16 protein-coding genes and 1 pseudogene are annotated in these 17,025 nt (G+C 68.0%); 12 read left to right on the top strand and 5 right to left on the bottom strand.

Annotated elements, in window-relative coordinates; translation table 11 throughout:
• The 7 genes from M1M07_RS21895 to M1M07_RS21865 all read left to right on the top strand — a co-directional run bounded on the left by M1M07_RS21895 (position 1) and on the right by M1M07_RS21865 (position 7,259).
• Positions 1–246, top strand: coding sequence for a toluene-4-monooxygenase system B family protein (locus M1M07_RS21895; RefSeq protein WP_231611075.1), 246 nt, complete (start codon positions 1–3; stop codon positions 244–246).
• Positions 243–611 (top strand): Rieske 2Fe-2S domain-containing protein, encoded by a 369-nt coding sequence (locus M1M07_RS21890; protein ID WP_197254024.1) that lies wholly within the window; start codon positions 243–245, stop codon positions 609–611. Before M1M07_RS21895 ends, M1M07_RS21890 begins: the two co-directional genes overlap by 4 nt.
• A 9-nt stretch (positions 612–620) precedes the next feature.
• A complete protein-coding gene (locus M1M07_RS21885; RefSeq protein ID WP_197254016.1) occupies positions 621–926 on the top strand; it encodes an MmoB/DmpM family protein in 306 nt (101 codons plus the stop codon).
• A 1-nt stretch (position 927) separates the two neighbouring features.
• Positions 928–1,962 carry an aromatic/alkene monooxygenase hydroxylase subunit beta gene (locus M1M07_RS21880; protein ID WP_197254010.1) on the top strand — a complete coding sequence of 345 codons (1,035 nt, stop codon included), beginning with the start codon at positions 928–930 and terminating at the stop codon, positions 1,960–1,962.
• Positions 1,963–1,982: 20 nt separating this feature from the next.
• Positions 1,983–2,951, top strand: coding sequence for a 2Fe-2S iron-sulfur cluster-binding protein (locus tag M1M07_RS33070; protein ID WP_197254008.1), 969 nt, complete (start codon positions 1,983–1,985; stop codon positions 2,949–2,951).
• 171 nt (positions 2,952–3,122) lie between these two features.
• Positions 3,123–6,590: a serine/threonine-protein kinase gene (locus M1M07_RS21870; protein ID WP_197254006.1), complete on the top strand. Its 3,468-nt coding sequence runs from the start codon at positions 3,123–3,125 to the stop codon at positions 6,588–6,590.
• Positions 6,591–6,737: 147 nt separating this feature from the next.
• A complete protein-coding gene (locus M1M07_RS21865) occupies positions 6,738–7,259 on the top strand; it encodes a hypothetical protein (RefSeq protein ID WP_231611074.1) in 522 nt (173 codons plus the stop codon).
• A gap of 106 nt (positions 7,260–7,365) precedes the next feature.
• Here the strand turns inward: M1M07_RS21865 and M1M07_RS21860 are convergent, their stop codons facing one another.
• Entirely contained in the window at positions 7,366–7,992 is a 627-nt protein-coding gene (locus tag M1M07_RS21860) for a TetR/AcrR family transcriptional regulator (protein ID WP_248675520.1), read from the bottom strand.
• Positions 7,993–8,170: 178 nt separating this feature from the next.
• Here M1M07_RS21860 and M1M07_RS21855 point away from each other — a divergent pair, with 178 nt between their 5' ends.
• Complete coding sequence (locus M1M07_RS21855) at positions 8,171–9,688, top strand: FMN-binding glutamate synthase family protein (protein ID WP_197253998.1); 1,518 nt, start codon at positions 8,171–8,173, stop codon at positions 9,686–9,688.
• Between the two features lie 25 nt (positions 9,689–9,713).
• Here M1M07_RS21855 and M1M07_RS21850 read toward each other — a convergent pair whose 3' ends face one another.
• Positions 9,714–10,343 (bottom strand): class I SAM-dependent methyltransferase, encoded by a 630-nt coding sequence (locus M1M07_RS21850; RefSeq protein ID WP_248675519.1) that lies wholly within the window; start codon positions 10,341–10,343, stop codon positions 9,714–9,716.
• Between the two features lie 122 nt (positions 10,344–10,465).
• Between M1M07_RS21850 and M1M07_RS21845 the strand changes: the two genes are divergently transcribed.
• The 3 genes from M1M07_RS21845 to M1M07_RS21835 are packed head-to-tail and all read left to right on the top strand — an operon-like array spanning position 10,466 to position 13,671.
• Complete coding sequence (locus tag M1M07_RS21845; RefSeq protein WP_197253996.1) at positions 10,466–11,116, top strand: class I SAM-dependent methyltransferase; 651 nt, start codon at positions 10,466–10,468, stop codon at positions 11,114–11,116.
• A gap of 45 nt (positions 11,117–11,161) precedes the next feature.
• Positions 11,162–12,259 carry a ferredoxin reductase gene (locus M1M07_RS21840; protein ID WP_197253994.1) on the top strand — a complete coding sequence of 366 codons (1,098 nt, stop codon included), beginning with the start codon at positions 11,162–11,164 and terminating at the stop codon, positions 12,257–12,259.
• A gap of 17 nt (positions 12,260–12,276) precedes the next feature.
• Positions 12,277–13,671: an acyl-CoA desaturase gene (locus M1M07_RS21835; protein ID WP_248675518.1), complete on the top strand. Its 1,395-nt coding sequence runs from the start codon at positions 12,277–12,279 to the stop codon at positions 13,669–13,671.
• Between the two features lie 26 nt (positions 13,672–13,697).
• On the opposite strand, the gene bioD is transcribed toward M1M07_RS21835, so the two are convergent.
• From bioD to M1M07_RS21820, 3 genes are all read right to left on the bottom strand, one after another.
• Complete coding sequence (bioD, locus tag M1M07_RS21830; protein WP_248675517.1) at positions 13,698–14,414, bottom strand: dethiobiotin synthase; 717 nt, start codon at positions 14,412–14,414, stop codon at positions 13,698–13,700.
• On the bottom strand, positions 14,411–15,550 hold the full coding sequence (locus M1M07_RS21825) for an 8-amino-7-oxononanoate synthase (RefSeq protein ID WP_197250446.1): 1,140 nt from the start codon (positions 15,548–15,550) through the stop codon (positions 14,411–14,413). The genes bioD and M1M07_RS21825 overlap by 4 nt, the downstream gene beginning before the upstream one ends.
• A gap of 88 nt (positions 15,551–15,638) precedes the next feature.
• The gene (locus M1M07_RS21820; RefSeq protein WP_197250445.1) at positions 15,639–16,115 is read right to left on the bottom strand and encodes a MarR family winged helix-turn-helix transcriptional regulator; all 477 of its coding nucleotides are present in this window, start codon (positions 16,113–16,115) and stop codon (positions 15,639–15,641) included.
• A 168-nt stretch (positions 16,116–16,283) separates the two neighbouring features.
• On the opposite strand from M1M07_RS21820, the pseudogene M1M07_RS21815 reads away from it, so the two are divergent.
• A pseudogene (locus tag M1M07_RS21815) lies at positions 16,284–16,868 on the top strand (MFS transporter); the annotation flags it as partial.
• Positions 16,869–17,025: the final 157 nt, after the last annotated feature.

Raw genomic sequence — 17,025 nt, 5'->3', positions numbered from 1 at the left:
ATGGCACTGTTTCCCGTGCAAGGGATCTTCGACGGCGACTTCGTCGTTCTGCTCGTCCCGATCGACGACACGGACCCGATGTCGGTCGTCGCCGAGAAGGTGGCGTACCACGCCGCCGGTCGCCGCGTCGCAGCCCAGCCCCGGCCCCTGCAGGTCCGGTTCCAGGGCCGGGTACTCGCCGACACCGCCACCGTGACCGACGCGGGAGTGGGCCCGCTCGACGTGCTGCAGGTGGGATACCGATGAGCGCCCCCGAAGTCGGCTGGACCGACGCACTCGAAACCGACGAACTGTGGGAAGGCGACATCCTCGACGTGGAGGTCGAAGGAGAGCAGATCCTGCTGGTCCACCACAACGGCGGCGAGATCCTGGCTTTCCAGGGCATGTGCCCGCACCAGGAAGTGCTGCTCGCCGACGGTGAGTGGAACGACGAAGCAGGCACCCTCGAATGTCCCGGACACAAATGGGAATTCGACATGCGCACTGGAGAAGGACTCAACCCCACCGGCTGCAAGCTCTTCCGCTTCCCCGTCCGTGTCACCGACGAGCAGATCCAGGTCGGTATCCCGAACGACGGTAAACGCCACTACAACCGGGCCAACGAAAGCTAGAAGGCGGAGATGACAGACCTGACACCCAAGATGGTCGGACCGCTCATGCGCGGCCTCGACATGGACCTCGCCGATGCCGTCGCCGACGCGATCATCGCAGACAACCCGGACTCGGACGTTCAAGTGTCCGACGAGGGAGGGTACATCCGCATCCAGGTACCCGAATACTGCCGGCTCACCCGGCAGAGCCTCGAACTCGAACTCGGACGGGAATTCCCACTGGTCGAGCTCGAACCGGCACTGAGCGGATTCGCCGGTCGCATGAAGCAGGTCGAAGACGACGAGATCGTCTGGTTTCTGGAAAGGAAAGATTGAGATGGCATCGAACGCGCGAATCAAGGCCAAGCCCAAGACCTGGAGCCTGCTCGGCGACGTGCGCCGCAAGCCGTCACCCTACGAGGTCGTCACCTCGAACTTCCACACCCACTTCCGTCGTGATCCGCAGCCGTTCGAACACCCGGGCATGCCCCTCAACGGCTGGTACCTGCAGCACCGGGAAGGATCACCCTTCCAGGTCGACGACTGGGAGCAGTTCCGCGACCCCTTCAAGCTCACCTACAAGGACTACGTCGCCTCGCAGGACGAGCGGGAAGTGTTCGTCGACAAACTCATCGACCAACACGAATGCGCGGAGTCGGCTCCGAACCTGAACCCGGAATGGGTCGCAACGCTCGAACGCTTCTTCGTACCACTGCGCTTTCCGCTGCACATCCTGCAGATGACAGGTCTGTACGTCGGCCAGATGGCACCGTCGTCGTTCATCACCAACTGCGCCAACTTCCAGGCCGCGGACGAGATGCGCCGCATCCAGCGCCTCGCCTACTGGACGAAGGTTCTCGCGAACGCTCACGGGGACCGGCTCGCGTCCACGGAGGTCGCGCGGACCGCCTGGGAACAGGATCCCCTGTGGCAGCCGCTGCGCGAGGCCTTGGAACGGCTTCTGATCGCGTACGACTGGGGTGAGAGCTTCGCGGCCCTCAACCTCGTGGTCAAGCCGCTGCTCGACACGCTGCTCAACGTGCAGTTCGCCGCGCTGGCCGGGCAGAACGGCGACGAGTTCCTGCGGAGCCTGTTCACCGACTTCGGCGAGGACAGCAAGCGCAGCCAGACCTGGTCGGCCGCCCTCGTCCGCTACTCCATCGAGCGCGACCCGCAGCTGAAGGACGTGCTCCTCTCCTGGATCGCGCAGTGGCAACCGCTCATGCTCGAAGCAGTCGGAGGTCTCGGTCAGCTGCTGGAGAAGGCGCCGAAGCCGATCGCGGCCGTCGACCTGACCGAAGCCGTCACCGCCACACAACACGAATACCTGCAGGCGTGCGGGCTCCTGGATCCGCCCGGGGACGAACAGTGAACTCCGTATATCGAGTACGAGTGACGCCGGGCGACACGGAATTCAAGATCCGTGAAGGAGAGAGAATCCTCGCCGCCGCCCGGCGCTCCGGAGTGTGGCTTCCCTTCGAATGCGGCTGGGGCGCGTGCGGGACCTGCAAACTCACCCTCACCGAGGGTGAGATCGACCCGCTGTTCGACACCGCACCGGCGATTCATCCACGGGACGAAAGGCGGAAGCGGATCCTGGCGTGCCAGAGCGCGGCCTGCTCGGACCTCGTCGTCAAGGCGACCTGGACCGACGAGTCCCCGCGCGCTCATCTCGGCACCGGCGACTACACCGCGCAGCTGGAGCAGGTGGACGAACTCGGCCCCGACATCCACCGCTTCCGATTCCGGCTCGATCGGCCGGCCGAGTATCGGGAAGGCCAGTTCGCGCTCCTCGAACTCGGCCCGGATCTGCGGCGCTGCTATTCGATGGCGGCCACGTCCGGACAGCATCACGTCGAGTTCATCGCCAAGCGCTACGACGGCGGTCCCGGGAGCGAACGGCTCTTCTCCCTGCCTCTGGGTTCGGTTGTTCCGATGGAACTGCCGTACGGCGACATGTGGCTACGCGAGGACGCACGGCCGATCGTCCTGATTGCCGGTGGCACAGGGGTTTCGGCGATCCTCGCGCTTGCGCGGCAACTGGCGGCGGCCGACGACCCCCGGCCGGTGCGAGCCTTCTACGGTGCAGGAAGCGTCGACGAACTCGTCGGCCGGTCGGAACTGGCACATCTCCTGGCGGGACTGCCGAACGGCCGCCTGCACGTCACCACATCGACTCCATCCGGTGACGACTCCACGCCCAGCGGCTATGTCACCGACGCGCTCGCCGCACAGGCCCACAGCCTCACCGGTGCGCGCGTCTACCTCGCCGGACCACCACCCATGGTGGATGCGGTCCTGCAGTTGCTGAGCACGAACGGCCATCCGATCGACACCATCCACTACGACCGTTTCGGGTGACTCGACTCGAGACGCGGGAAAGGAGGCAGACCTTCAGGCCGACGTTCACAACGAATAAAGATCCCCTTTCCGGAGGCGGGCGATGTCGTTCGACGATCGCCCGTCTCCGCTGTCACGGGCATATCATTGGGGCATTCGACCAACCCCGGTTTGATATGGACGAGGCAGCCGATGGCGGAGATCGATCCGCAGGCGACGCAGCGGAAGGACCCGCCGCGAATCGTGGCCGAACTGATCGCGGCCGGGTTCGAGGACGTGCACGAAATCGGCCGGGGTGGTTTCGGCGTCGTCTACCGGTGCCGGCAGCCGGCACTCGACCGCACCGTGGCCATCAAGGTGCTGACCTCGGAACCGGACCCCGACAATCTCGAACGCTTCCTGCGGGAGCAGCGCGCGATGGGGCGACTGTCCGGCCACCCGAACATCGTCACCGTCCACGAGGTCGGTGCCACCGCATCCGGTCAGCCGTACATCGTGATGGAGTACCACCGTCGCAACTCGCTCGAAGCCCAGCTCCGAGCGCAGGGACCCATGCGCTGGGAGGACGCACTCGGGATCGGTGTCAAGATCGCCGGCGCGCTGGAGACCGCCCACCGCATGAACATGCTGCACCGGGACGTCAAGCCGGCGAACATCCTGCTGACCGACTACGGGGAGCCGCAGCTGACCGACTTCGGGATCGCGCGGATCGCAGGGGCCTTCGAAACCTCCGACGGCGCGATCACGGGATCTCCGGCGTTCACCGCCTCGGAGGTGCTCTCCGGACAACCCCCCACCCGCTCCGCCGACGTCTACGGGCTCGGCGCGACCCTGTTCTGCCTGATCACCGGGCACGCGGCGTACGAGCGGCGCCGCGGCGAATCGGTGGTCGCCCAGTTCCTCCGGATCACCGGCGGACCGGCGCCGGACCTGCAGGGCGGTATCGACATCCCCGAGGACCTCTGCACGGTGATCGAGCGCGCGATGGACCGGGATACGGCTACACGCATCGGCACGGCAGCCGAACTCGGCGAGCAGTTGCGAACGGTCCAGCAACGTCACGGACTGCCGGTGGACGAGCTCGCGGTGCCCGAGATCGGTGATTCCGTCGGCTCCGGCACCACTCGTTTCGGTTCCACCACCGGATCCGGTTACCGCCGGCGAACCGGTTCGGGGCCGCTGACCCCTCCGGTGCCCGCCACGCGACTGCGTCCTCCGTCCGCGACTCGTCCCCTGGTGGTCCGTGAGCGACTGCTGCAGCTCCTGCGTGCGGGCGGGCAGCGCACGCTGACGGCCATCACCGCTCCACCCGGGTTCGGCAAGACCACCCTGGCCGCACAGTGGTCGCGTGAACTTGCCGGCACCGGCGTCCAGGTGGCCTGGCTGTCCGTCGACAACGACGACAACAAGCCCCTGTGGCTCCTGGCGCATCTGGTCGAGTCCCTCCGCCGAGTGCGGCCGGACCTCGCCCAGGACCTCGGCGCGGTGCTCGAGGAGCACGGCGACGGCGCAGCTCAGTACGTGTTCACCACGTTGATCAACGAGCTTCAGCAGTCCGGGGAGCAGGTCGTCCTGATCATCGACGACTGGCACAGAATCTCCGACTCCGAGGCCATCGCTGCGATGGCGTTCCTGTTGGACAACACCGACCCCGGTCACCTCCGGGTGATCGTGACCAGCCAGGCGCGCACCGGTCTGCCCCTGAGCCGTATGCGGCTGCGCGACGAGCTGATCGAGGTCGACGCTGCCGCCCTGCGGTTCGATCCGGCGGAGGTGCGACAGCTGCTGGTCGAGCGGGCCGGACTGCGCCTGACCGACGAGGACGTCGACGCCCTCACCCGCGCGACCGGCGGCTGGGTGGCGGCGCTGCAATTGGTCTCTCTGTCCCTGCGCGACAGCGACGACCCAGCGGACCTCATCCACGGAATCACCGGCAGCCACCATGCGATCGGGGAATACCTCGCCGAAAACGTCCTCGACACACTCGAACCCCGAATTCTCGACTTCCTGCTCGCCACGTGCATTTGCGAATTCGTTTCCGCCGAGCTGGCCACCGCGCTCACCGGCGAGACACGATGCCAGTCGCTGCTCGAGGAAATCGAGGACCGGGGCCTGTTCCTACGCCGAATGGACAAGGAGCGCACCTGGTTTCGCTATCACCACCTGTTCCGGGAGTTCCTGCAGCGCCGGATCGAACGCGAGACCCCTGACCGCGTGAGGCAACTGCACCACACCGCGGCCCGGTGGTTCGCCGAACACGAGATCATCCGTGACGCGGTGACCCACGCCCAGGCCGCGGGAGATCAGGAGATGGCCGTCGACCTGGTCGAACGGCACGGCACGATCCTGCTCGAACTATCCCAGGTGGCATCCGCGGAGGCCCTCCTCGACAAGCTGCCCCCGTCCGTGCTGACCACCCGTCCGCGCCTGCAGCTGATGCGGGCCTGGACCGCCGTCCTGTCGAACCGAGTCCGACCCGCCGAGCAGGCCGTCGATGCCGTCGAATCACTTCTCGCCACCGCTTCCCTCACTGCCGACGAAGCCGAGGACCTGCGCGCCGAGTGCGGGATGGTACGAGCGGTCATCGAGGTCCGGTGCGACCGCTTCGACACCGTCGACGAGCTGATCCGCCCCGCAGTGGCCCGGGCCGGCTCGCTGTCCCCGTGGGTGGTGTCCGCGGCCGCGCACCTCGCCCTCATGGCCGCGGTCTACCGGTTCGATTTCGACGCGGCGGAACGGCTCCAGGAGTGGGCCGAGCCGTATCACGCCCGCAGTCACGGTCCGTACATCCGGACGCACAGCTATTGCTACCTCGCCATCGCCGCACACGAGCGACTCGACATCACCGCCGCCGAGCAGCGGTTCCGGCAGGCCCTGCGGGTTGCCCGAAGCCAGGGTGACGAGCACTCGGTCGCGGTACGGCTCGCGGAGTCGCTGCTCGGCGAACTGCTGTACGAGCAGGGCCGCCTCGACGACGCCGAACGTCTCCTCGACGAGGCCTACCTCCTCGACTACGGAGGCGGGAGCGTGGAGTTCAAGGCGGCCCGGTACGCGATCGGCGCCCGGGTCAAGGCTCTTCGGGGCGATCGCGCAGCGGCGGCGCAGCGCCTGGAGGCGGGCGCCCGAGCCGCCCAAGCGCTGACGTTGCCCCGGCTGCGGGCCCGGATCGAGGACGAACGTGTGCGGTTGGGCCTGCCCCCGGCCGCGGGCGTGCCCCCGTCCCCACCGATCACCCATGCGCAGCGACGACGGCCCGTCCACGGGGTCGACGCGCTCACCGCCCAGCTCGACGAGGCCGTCGCCATCCGGGCACTGCTCGACGAGGGCACGCCGACGGCAACGGAACTGGCGTGCATCTGGGCACAGGAGTGGGTGGACATGCTCGCCGATGCCGGCCGACCGCGGGCGCTCCTGCAGGCACGCCGACTGCTGGTCGACATCCTCGCCGCGGCCGGACGCACCGACGAGGCGAAGGGGTTGCTCGCGACGATCACCGCACAGTGCGCCGCCCTCGGCATCGTGCGCTACCTGCTCGACGGCGGCCCGCACCTGAGGGCGTTGCTCGAGGATCTGCGCGCGGACCGCGAGGCCGGACGGTGGCAAGACGACTGGCCTCCGGTGCCCGACCGATTCTGGGACGCGCTCACAACCGAACCCTGATGCCTTGCGCCACAGGGACTTTGCATCGTTCACAACCGCGTCGTCCACCACCGCGTGAACGCATCCGCCTCATCGCGCTGTGCGCCTGTAACGCGCGTCGGATCCGCTGCGATGACACTTCATCAGCCACGCACAGAGGACAAGGCAATGAGAAGGATCCATGTGTGGCTCGCGATGCTCGCACTCATCGCGGGGATCGGACTGATCAGCCCGACCGCGTCCGCCGCTACGCCCTATTGCGGCATCTACTGGGGTTCGCAGGACAAGTCGAATCCGACGATGGTCACCTCACCGGTCACCGCGGTTCGCTCGGGCCGGCACGAGTGTTTCGACCGGATCGTCGTCGACCTCGCCGGCCCCGCAGCCGGATACCGAGTCGGCTACGTTCCCGCGGTGTACGAGGACGGGTCGGGGTTCTTCGTGCCACTGCGCGGCGGAGCGTACCTGCAGGTGGTCGTCCTCGCGCCCGCCTACTGGGCACCGGCGAACCGCGGCGAAGTCGTCGACGTCACCGGCTACCGCACCCTGCGGCAGGTCGCGTGGGCCAACAGTTTCGAGGGGCAGACCACCCTCGGGGTCGGGGTCCGCGCCCGGCTGCCGTTCCGCGTGTTCACGCTCGACGGACCCAACGGCTCCCGAGTGGTGCTGGACGTCGCACACCAGTGGTAGCCAAGACGAAAACTGGGGCTGCAGATCAACTGCGCTCGCGGACGACGAAACTGCGAGGCCGGGTCGTGGGCGCGCACCCGACGGTTCCAGGTGACGCTGCCGGGGTTCACCGGTCGCTCGCGCTCCGCGGCGCCGCCGAGCTGCTCGGCTCGGAGTCGGTTCGGCTGTGCAGCTCCAGGAGCGGCACCGCGATCACACGCACGATGGAGTCGATGCGGTCATCGGTCAGTGTGGCCCGGATCAGCAGGTCGTGCCGGGCCAGATCGAGTGGCAGCGACAGCACAGGATCGGGAATGTCGTTGTCGCCGAGCTCACCCCGGGCGCGGGCACGCTCGACAGCCGAACGCATCTCGGCGCTGCCGATCGCCGGTAGCAGCGACCGCAACCGGTCGGCGGTGTCTCCGTCGAGCTCTGCCAGCAGGCCCAGAATCGTGTCGTGCGGGAACATTCCGAGCTGCGTCCGCGCCTCCGACAGCACCGCGACGAGATCACCGACGAGATCACCGGTGTCGGGAAGCTCGCGGCGGATCGCATCGGCTCGGGCGACGAACGCCGCGAACACCATCTCCGCTCTCGTCGGCCACCGCCGATACAGCACCGGTTTGCTCGTGCCCGCCCGCGCGGCGATCCCCTCGTAGGTGACATCGGTGTAGCCGCGCTCGGCGACCTCGGCCACCACCGCGGCATGGATTGCCCGCTCGAGTTCGGCGCCTCGTCGCCTGGTCGCGGTCACCGCCCCTCCTAGATGCGTTGCAGATCGTATCGCCGAGGGCTAATCTCCGTATTGGAAACGAATCGTATCTTAAATCCGGAAGTTGGTCATGACCGAAGACACCACCGAATTCGCGGCCAACCCCGGCCCATTGCTCCCGGCAGAGCGTGATCTCGAATTCGGACAGGCCCGCTGACCCATGAACAAATTCGGTCTCCCCGTTCTGGCCCTCGCCGGCCTGACCACCTACGACCTGCTGCAGAAGCGACGCAGCATCCTGCGCACCTTCCCCGTCGTCGGACATCTGCGGTACGCAGTCGAGGCGATCGGACCCGAACTGCGCCAGTACATCGTCACCGACAACAACACCGAACGCCCCTTCAACCGAGACCAACGCCGCTGGATCTACGCCTCGGCAAAACTCGAGAACAACTACTTCGGATTCGGCACCGACAACAACATCGACGGCATCGACGGCTACCCCATCATCAAGGCCCGCACCTTCAGCGACCTGCCCGCCCGTCCACACTCGCCGCAGGCATACCTGCCGTCGGCGAAGGTTCTCGGCGGTCCCCGCGACCGCCGCGCCGCCTTCCGGCCGCAGTCGGTGGTCAACATCTCCGCCATGAGCTACGGTTCGCTGTCCGCGCCGGCGATCGAGGCCCTCAACGCGGGCGCCGCACTCGCCGGTGCCCTGCACAACACCGGCGAAGGTGGACTGTCCGACCACCACCGCCACGGCGGCGACCTCGTCTACCAGATCGGCACCGGATACTTCGGCTGCCGCACACCCGACGGAACGTTCTCCCTGCCGGCACTCCTGGAGACGATCGCCGACGCACCCGTACGCGCCATCGAGATCAAACTCAGCCAGGGCGCCAAACCCGGTCTCGGCGGCATCCTGCCCGGCGCGAAGGTCACCGACGAAATCGCCCGTATCCGCGGCATCGAACCCGGAAGGGACTGCGCAAGTCCCGCACGGCACACCGCCTTCGGCGACGTGGACTCCCTCCTCGACTTCGTCGAAACCATCGCCGACGCAACCGGACTCCCGGTGGGCATCAAATCCGCCGTCGGCCACCTGCAGTTCTGGGAAGACCTCGCCGACGCCATGGCCACCGGCACCCGCGGCGTCGACTTCATCACCGTCGACGGCGGTGAAGGCGGCACCGGCGCCGCACCGCTGGCCTTCACCGACCACGTCAGCTACCCCCTGCACACCGCACTGCCCTTGGTGCAGAAGATCTTCCAGAAGGCCGGCATCGCCGAGAACATCACCTGGATCGCCTCCGGCCGCACCGGACTGCCCGACACCGCACTGATGGCATTCGCGGCCGGAGCCGACATGGTCAACGTCGCTCGTGAGGCGATGCTCTCCATCGGCTGCATCCAAGCGCAACGTTGCCACACCGGACACTGCCCCACCGGCGTCGCCACGCAGAACGCCTGGCTCATGCGCGGCGTCGACCCGACGAGCAAGAGCGCCCGCGCCGCCAACTACCTCACCGCACTGCGCCGCGACCTGCTCAAACTCTCCGACGCCCTCGCCGTCGCCCACCCCGCGCTGGCCACCTCCGACGACATCGACATCCTCCACACCGACGGCACCATCACACCCCTGACCGAGACCATCGGCTACCAGTCCGGCTGGGGTACCCCCTCCCCGGCGGACCGCACCGAGATCACCCGCATCATGTACGCGCAGGCACAGCCCTGAGCACCTTCGTAGTTCCGGCCAGGGTCTAGCGGTGCCGCGCGCACAGGACGGTGTCGTGGACGGTGACGGCGCGGCCCTCCGGGTCGGTCGCCTCGTGCGGCACCGCCGCGGCGGTGATCACCTGCCAGGAGTCCGGTTCGAGCAGCGCGGCGATATCGTCGCCGGTGAAGAACAGTTCGGGTCGCGGCGGTCGTGGCATCGTCGTCTGCAGATCGGACGGGTGATGCCCGACGACGAGCAGCGTTCCGCCGGGCGCGACGGCGGAGGCGAGCCGCCGGTACAGCTCGTCGCGCGGGCCGGCGGGCAGGTGCAGGTACTGCGCCGTGACCAGGTCGAACCGGTCGTCGCCGGGATCCCAGTCGGTCATGTCCTGGTGCCGCCAGGTGATCCGGTCGCGGATCTCGTCGGGTTCGGCGGCCGCGTGTGCGGCCGCGCGCTCGAGAGCGACCGAGGAGATGTCGACCGCGGTGACGGTCCAGCCGCGCCGGGCGAGCCAGATCGCGTCGGCGCCTTCACCGCTGCCGACGTCGAGCGCGGTGCCGGGAGCAAGGTCGGCGATCTCCGCGACGAGGTGCCGGTTGGCGGCGCCGCTCCAGAGGGCGGTGCGCGAGCGGTAGCGTTCGTCCCACAGCTCTTCGTCGGTGCGATCCTGCACGATCGGGTCCCTTCTCTCGACAACCCTGGCGAATATACCCGCAGGGGTATATCGCTCATTCCGGTTCCGATCTCGGTACATTCGACGGGATCGGATTCGCACCACGGCTGAGGCGGGGCGCCATGCGACAACCGGACAACGAGACGGTGGGCCGGATCTTCGACACGCTGTCGAGACGGTACGACACACAGATCGACTGGTGGGAACGCCGCGTCATGGGTCTGCCCCGGCAGTGGGCGGTCCCGCGCGCCGAGGGTCGCGTGCTCGAACTCGCCGTAGGCACCGGATTGAACCTGCCGCTGTACGGCCCCCAGGTGACGAGCGTCCTCGGCATCGACCTGTCCGAGAAGATGCTCGACATCGCCCGCACACGCATCACCGATCTGCAGTTGAACCACGCGACCGTGCGCCGCGGTGACGTTCAGGCGCTCGACCTGCCGGACGACAGCATCGACACGGTGGTCTCGACGCTGACGTTCTGCACCATCCCGGATCCGTTGCAGGCGAGCCGCGAAGCGTTCCGGGTACTGGTGCCCGGTGGCCGCATCGTCCTCGCCGAGCACGGGCCGGCCACCAACCGGGTGGCTGCGGCGCTCATGCGGATGGTCGAACCGCTCACGGTCCGGTTCGGCGCCGATCACCTCACCCGTGATCCGGTCCCCTATCTCGAGGACGCGGGGTTCGTCGTCGACGAGGTCCACCGGGTCGGTGCCATGGGTATGGGGTTCCGGGTGGTCGCGCACAAACCGGCGGACCGCGATGCGAACCCGTGAGGGGAAGCGCCGGTCGGGGCGCGCGAGGTCCTCTACGGTGGATTGATGGCGGAGCGTGGTGCACGTCCGAAGGTTCCGAAGGCGCGGAGACGGCTGCTGAAGGCTGTGCGGCATCTGTTCACCCCGTTGCGCCCGGACGACTACCTGGAGTTGATCAACCCGCTGTGGACCACGCGGGAATTGCGTGGACGTGTCGAGCGGATCGAACCGGCCGGCGAGTCCGCGGCCACGATCGTGATCCGGCCCGCCCACGAATGGCCCGGGCACCGAGCCGGACAGTACGTTCGCCTCGGCGTGGTCATCGACGGCGTCTACCACTGGCGCGCATATTCGTTGACGTCCGATCCCCACGCCGACGACGGTCTGATCAGCGTGACCCCGAAACTGGTTCCCACCGGCACGGTCTCGCCGTTCCTCGTCCGTCGGATCGCCCGCGGCGACATCGTCCGGCTCGGCGAGGTCGAGGGCGTGTTCACGTTGCCCGACCCGATCCCGGACCGGATGCTGTTCGTCAGTGCAGGCAGCGGCATCACGCCGATCGTGAGCATGTTGCGTCATCTCGACCACCTGGATGCCCTCGACGACGTGGTGGCCGTGCATTCGGACCGGACCGCCGGGCAGATCATGTTCGACTCCACCTTGCGCGAGTTGGATCGTCGTCGGGAAGGCTTCCATCTGCACGTGCGGCTGACCGAGACGGAGGGCCGCATGCAGCCTGCCGAACTGGACGCACTGTGCCCGGATTGGCGGGAGCGTGAGGCGTTCGTCTCCGGTCCCGGAGAGATGCTCGACGCGCTGGTGGAGCACTGGAACGCCCACGGCGACCCCGCGAAGCTGCACCTCGAACGCTTCCAGCCCATCATCGGCGGCTCCGCAACCGCCGGTGCGGGCGGAACCGTCCGTTTCCTGGAAAGCGGGATTGAAACCCACTGCGACGGGGGTACCCCGATCCTGGTGGCCGGCGAGCAGGCCGGAGCCGAGTTGCCTTACGGGTGCCGGATCGGGATCTGCCATACCTGCACCGGGACATTGAAATCGGGACGGTTGCGGGATCTGCGCACCGGGGAGGTTGCCGATTTCACCGGTCAGGTGGTGCGGACCTGCATCAACACCGCGGAAGGCGACATCGAGATCGAGCTGTGAACGAAGGGACCACCGAGGTGAGTATCGACGTGGAAAGCCCCCTCGCGCATCTGAGCGAAGAAACCGTCGAGGCGTTGGCCAGGGAGTTCGACGCCATCCACGACGAGGTCTACGCGGACCTCGGCGAGCGGGACCGGCGCTACATCAAAGCGGTGATTGCCGCCCAGCGGCAGTTGGCCGTGGCGGGGCGGGTGCTGTTGCTGGGTTCGGCCGCGAAACCCGCGTGGTGGGCAGGCACCGCCTGTCTGGGGATGGCGAAGATCCTCGAGAACATGGAGATCGGTCACAACGTCATGCACGGCCAATGGGACTGGATGAACGACCCCGACATCCACTCCTCGTCGTGGGACTGGGACACCGCGTCGACCGCGAAGGCGTGGAAGCACTCGCACAACTACATCCACCACACCTTCACCAACATCCGTGGCAAGGACAAGGACCTGGGCTACGAGATCATGCGGATCGACCCGCATCAGAAATGGCATCCGGTCTACCTGGCCCAGCCCTTCTACAACGTGTTGCTCATGGCCTTCTTCGAATGGGGGGTCGCGCTGCACGACATGGACCTCGAGGCCGTGCGGGCCGGCGAGAAATCCTGGCCCGAGGTCTGGGAGGACCTCAAAGGGATCGCGGGCAAGGCCCGGGCACAGCTCGTCAAGGACTACGCCGGCTGGCCGTTGATCAGCGCGGGCGCATTCGGCCTGGCCCAGCTCGCCTTCCGCGGCCGGCTCGGCCAACCGGAAACCTCTCGTCTCGGACGGCTGCTGCGGTCCCTCCGGCCGACCGGACGAGGGTCCGGCGTCGCCGACATCCTCGATCGCACGATCCCGGGCGTCGAGCGCACGTTCCTGGCCACCCTGGTGGCGAACGCTACCGCGAACATCATCCGCAACGTGTGGGCACACGGCATCATCTTCTGCGGCCACTTCCCGGACCAGACCTACACGTTCAGTCCTCGCGAGGTCGAGAACGAGACCCGCGGCGGCTGGTACGTGCGCCAGCTAGTCGGTGCGGCGAACATCGAGGGCAGCCCGCTCTTCCACATCATCAGCGGAAACCTCGGATACCAGGTCGAGCACCACCTGTACCCCGACATGCCGAGCAGCCGCTACGCGGAGATCGCACCCAAGGTGCGGGAGATCTGCCAACGGTACGAACTGCCGTACAACTCCGGAGGGCTGGTGAAGCAGTGGTCCATGGTGCACCGAACCATCCTGCGGCTCGCGTTTCCGGGCGGAGCACCGCGCCCGAAGCCGGGTCCGTACCGCGGTGAGCTCGACCCGGGCGGCGCGACCGGCCCGAGTGAGGCGGCGCGATTCCGGCAGCGGGTACCGGCGGGCAGCGCGGCTGCGGGTCCCGAACACGACAGCGGGGGCGTGAACGTCTCCCTACCCCCACGCGGACAGGACTAGCCACCAGGCCGATCGATGGGCCGACGTCACCCGCGCGGCCGAAGAAGTGGGTCGACCGGCTCCGGCAGCAGCCGGCAGGCGGCCAGCCACTCCTGCGCACCGGCTCCGAACTCCTCCGGAGCGACTGAGCCACTACCTTCGGGGATACGCCCGAGCAGCGGTACACCGGCGACGTCGGGCAGATCCTCGAGATTGCACTGCTGCGCGAGATCCGGTGCTGCAGGCCATGATCCGATCACCGTGCCGACGCACCGCACACCGGCCGAGCGCAGGGCCGCGACCGTCAGGGCGCTGTGGTTGAGGGTGCCCAGGCCGGCCGCCGCCACGACCAGCGCCGGCGCATCCAGTGCCGCCGCGACATCGGCGATGGTGAAGCCGTCGGCGCCGATCCGGACCAGCACTCCCCCGGCGCCTTCGACGAGTGTCAGGTCGTGGGTCGCGTCGAGCTCCCGTACCGCGGCGACGACGTCGAGCAGGCTCAGCAGCGGCCGTCCGCTGCGTCGGGCCGCGGTGTCCGGCGCGAGCGGTTCGGGATAGCGGGCCAGTTCGAGGGTGTCGATGCCGGGACCGGCGAGGCGCGTGATCTCGGCGAGGTCGCCGGGTTCGCCGTCGGCGACGCCGGTCTGCGCGGGTTTGCACACCGCGACCCGCAGGCCGGCCGCCGCCGCGACCGTGGCAACCGCCGCCGTCGTCACGGTCTTGCCGACGTCGGTGGAGGTGCCGGTGATGCAGAGAACGCTCACACGCGTGCCTCCGCGAGGACGTCACCGAGCACCGACTCGATCATCGCGAGATCGTCGGCGTCCAGGTTCGCGCGGGCGGTCAGGCGTAGCCGGGACGTGCCTGCGGGAACGGACGGGGGACGGAAGCACCCGACGTGCAGGCCGCGTTCGCGGCACGCCGCGGCGGCACCGACGGCGACCATCGGGTCCCCGAGGATCACCGAGACGACCGCCGATTCGGGCGCGTCGACGCCCGAGATGCGGGCGAGGTCGGCAGCCCGGTCGAGCACCGCGGTGGCACGCTCCGGTTGCTCCCGAAGGATGCGCAGGGCGCTGCGGGCGGCGCCGACGGCCGCGGGCGCCAGGCCGGTGTCGAAGATGAAGGTCCGGGCGGTGTCGATGAGATGTTCCCGGATCCTGCTGTCGCCGAGGACGATTCCGCCCTGTGCGGCGAGCGACTTGGAGAGCGTCGCCGTGATGACGACATCGGGCTCGCCGGCGAGGCCCATTTCGTGTACGAGTCCGCGTCCCCCTACACCGCGGACGCCCACACCGTGGGCCTCGTCGACGAGCAGCAACGCGCCGTGCGCCCGGCACACCCGGTGGAGTGCCTGCAGCGGCGCGAGGTCACCGTCGGCGCTGAACACCGAATCGGTGAGAACGAGGGCGCGCGGTTGTGCGCGCGCAGCAAGGACTGCCTCGACGAACTCGACGTCGCCGTGGGGCGCGACCTGGATCCGCGACCGCGACAGGCGGCATGCGTCAACGAGCGAGGCATGACAGCCGGCGTCGGAGACGATCAGGGTGTCCGGGCCGCCGAGCGCGGTGACCGCGCCGAGGTTGGCGGCGTATCCGCTGGCGAACACGAGACCTGTTTCGGCGCCGACGAATTCGGCGAGTTCACGTTCGAGCAGTTCGTGTTCGGCGGTCGTGCCGGTGACGAGCCGAGAACCGGTCGCGCCCGCACCCCAACGGCGCAGTGCGGCCGCGGCGCCGGCGACGACCTCGGGATGCCGGACCAGGCCGAGGTAGTCGTTGGACGCCAGATCGACGAGACGGGAGCCGGACGTGCGAGGCAGCAGTGTGCGGTGCAGTCCCGCGACGCGGCGCTTCTCGGCGGCGTCGTCGAGCCAGGCCAGACTGACGGGTGCGGTCATGGAAGGACACCATACTTGAACGGCGTTCAAGTGGCCAGACGAGACGAGAGCTACCCGACTGTCACCGGTCGGCTCAACCACCGACCCCTCAGGCAGGCGCGTCCGACCGGGCGTTCTCCTGCAGTTGCCGGATGGTGTCGACCAGCGGCGCGAGTTCCGGCTGGGCAGCGGCCTCGTCGAGCGCCTCACACAGCGCTGCGTTGTGGGTGGGCCGGGCTTCCTCCAGCAGGCTTCGCCCGGCCTCGGTGACGTCGGTGTAGATGCCGCGCCGGTCGGTGGGACACAAGTAGCGCGCAAGCAACCCGCGGTCCTCCAATCGGGTTACGAGCCGGGTGGTGGCACTCTGACTGAGGACGACGGAGTCGGCGACCTGTCGCATCTGGAGATGCCCACCCTCACCGTCGTGCTGGCGATCCAGCACGTCCAACAGCGAGTACTCGCGTGCGCTCAACCCGTGCGCCGACTGCAGCGCGCTTTCGATCCTGTTCTCGATTCGCCCGTGCAACAGCGAGAGCGCCGACCAGCTGTGTGCCAGCGCGGTCATCGTCGGGTCCGTGGCGGTCATCGTCGGCTCCCTCGATCCGTCGTGTGAACAGGTGACGCCGGCAGTCGACCGGCGTGATCATCACTCCCGACTATACCCGCGCTTGCAAATAGTCGGCGTCTGCAATTATTGTTGACGCCTGCAAAGTGCGTACGCGCATTTCTTCATCCGATCAAAGGATCGTCTCTCATGCCGCTCGCACTGCTGGCCCTTGCTGTCGGGGCCTTCGGAATCGGCACCACGGAATTCGTGATCATGGGGCTGCTGCCCCAAGTGGGAACGGATCTCGGGGTGTCCGTGCCGACGGCCGGATACCTGGTCACCGGCTACGCCCTCGGCGTCGTGATCGGTGCCCCGATCATGACCGTCCTCGGCACCAAGATCTCTCGCAAGAACATGCTGATGCTGCTCATGGGCCTGTTCATCCTCGGCAACATCATCTCCGCCGTGGCCCCGGTCTTCTTCGTCATGCTGATCGGCCGCGTGGTGGCGTCCCTGGCCCACGGCGCCTTCTTCGGGATCGGCTCCGTCGTCGCCGCCGAACTGGTGGCGCCACAGAGGAAGGCGGCCGCCATCTCGCTGATGTTCACCGGACTGACCGTGGCGAACGTCGTCGGGGTGCCGATGGGCACGTTCGTGGGCCACACCGCAGGCTGGCGCATGACCTTCCTGGTCGTCGCCGCTCTCGGCGCCGTCGGCCTTGCCGGCGTCGCCAAGCTCGTACCCGACCTCCCCAAGCCGCCGGGAGTGCAGCTGCGGCACGAGATCGCAGCGTCTACGTAAATCTGATACTTCCTGCCACTCACGTGGCAGGCGGTGAAGATCCACGTTTCTCACGGCTACCCACCACACCATCGTGCGATGTTGCGGGCTCGACCGTGTCCCACACCGACGCTTCGGGTGCAGGACGAGTCCTCGACTGTGTCACCCC

Origin of the sequence: Rhodococcus sp. HM1, from assembly GCF_023218075.1 — a bacterium.
Classification (GTDB): Bacteria; Actinomycetota; Actinomycetes; order Mycobacteriales; family Mycobacteriaceae; genus Rhodococcus.
Note: the sequence above shows the minus strand (reverse complement) of the source record. Positions and strands in the feature narration are given on the sequence as shown.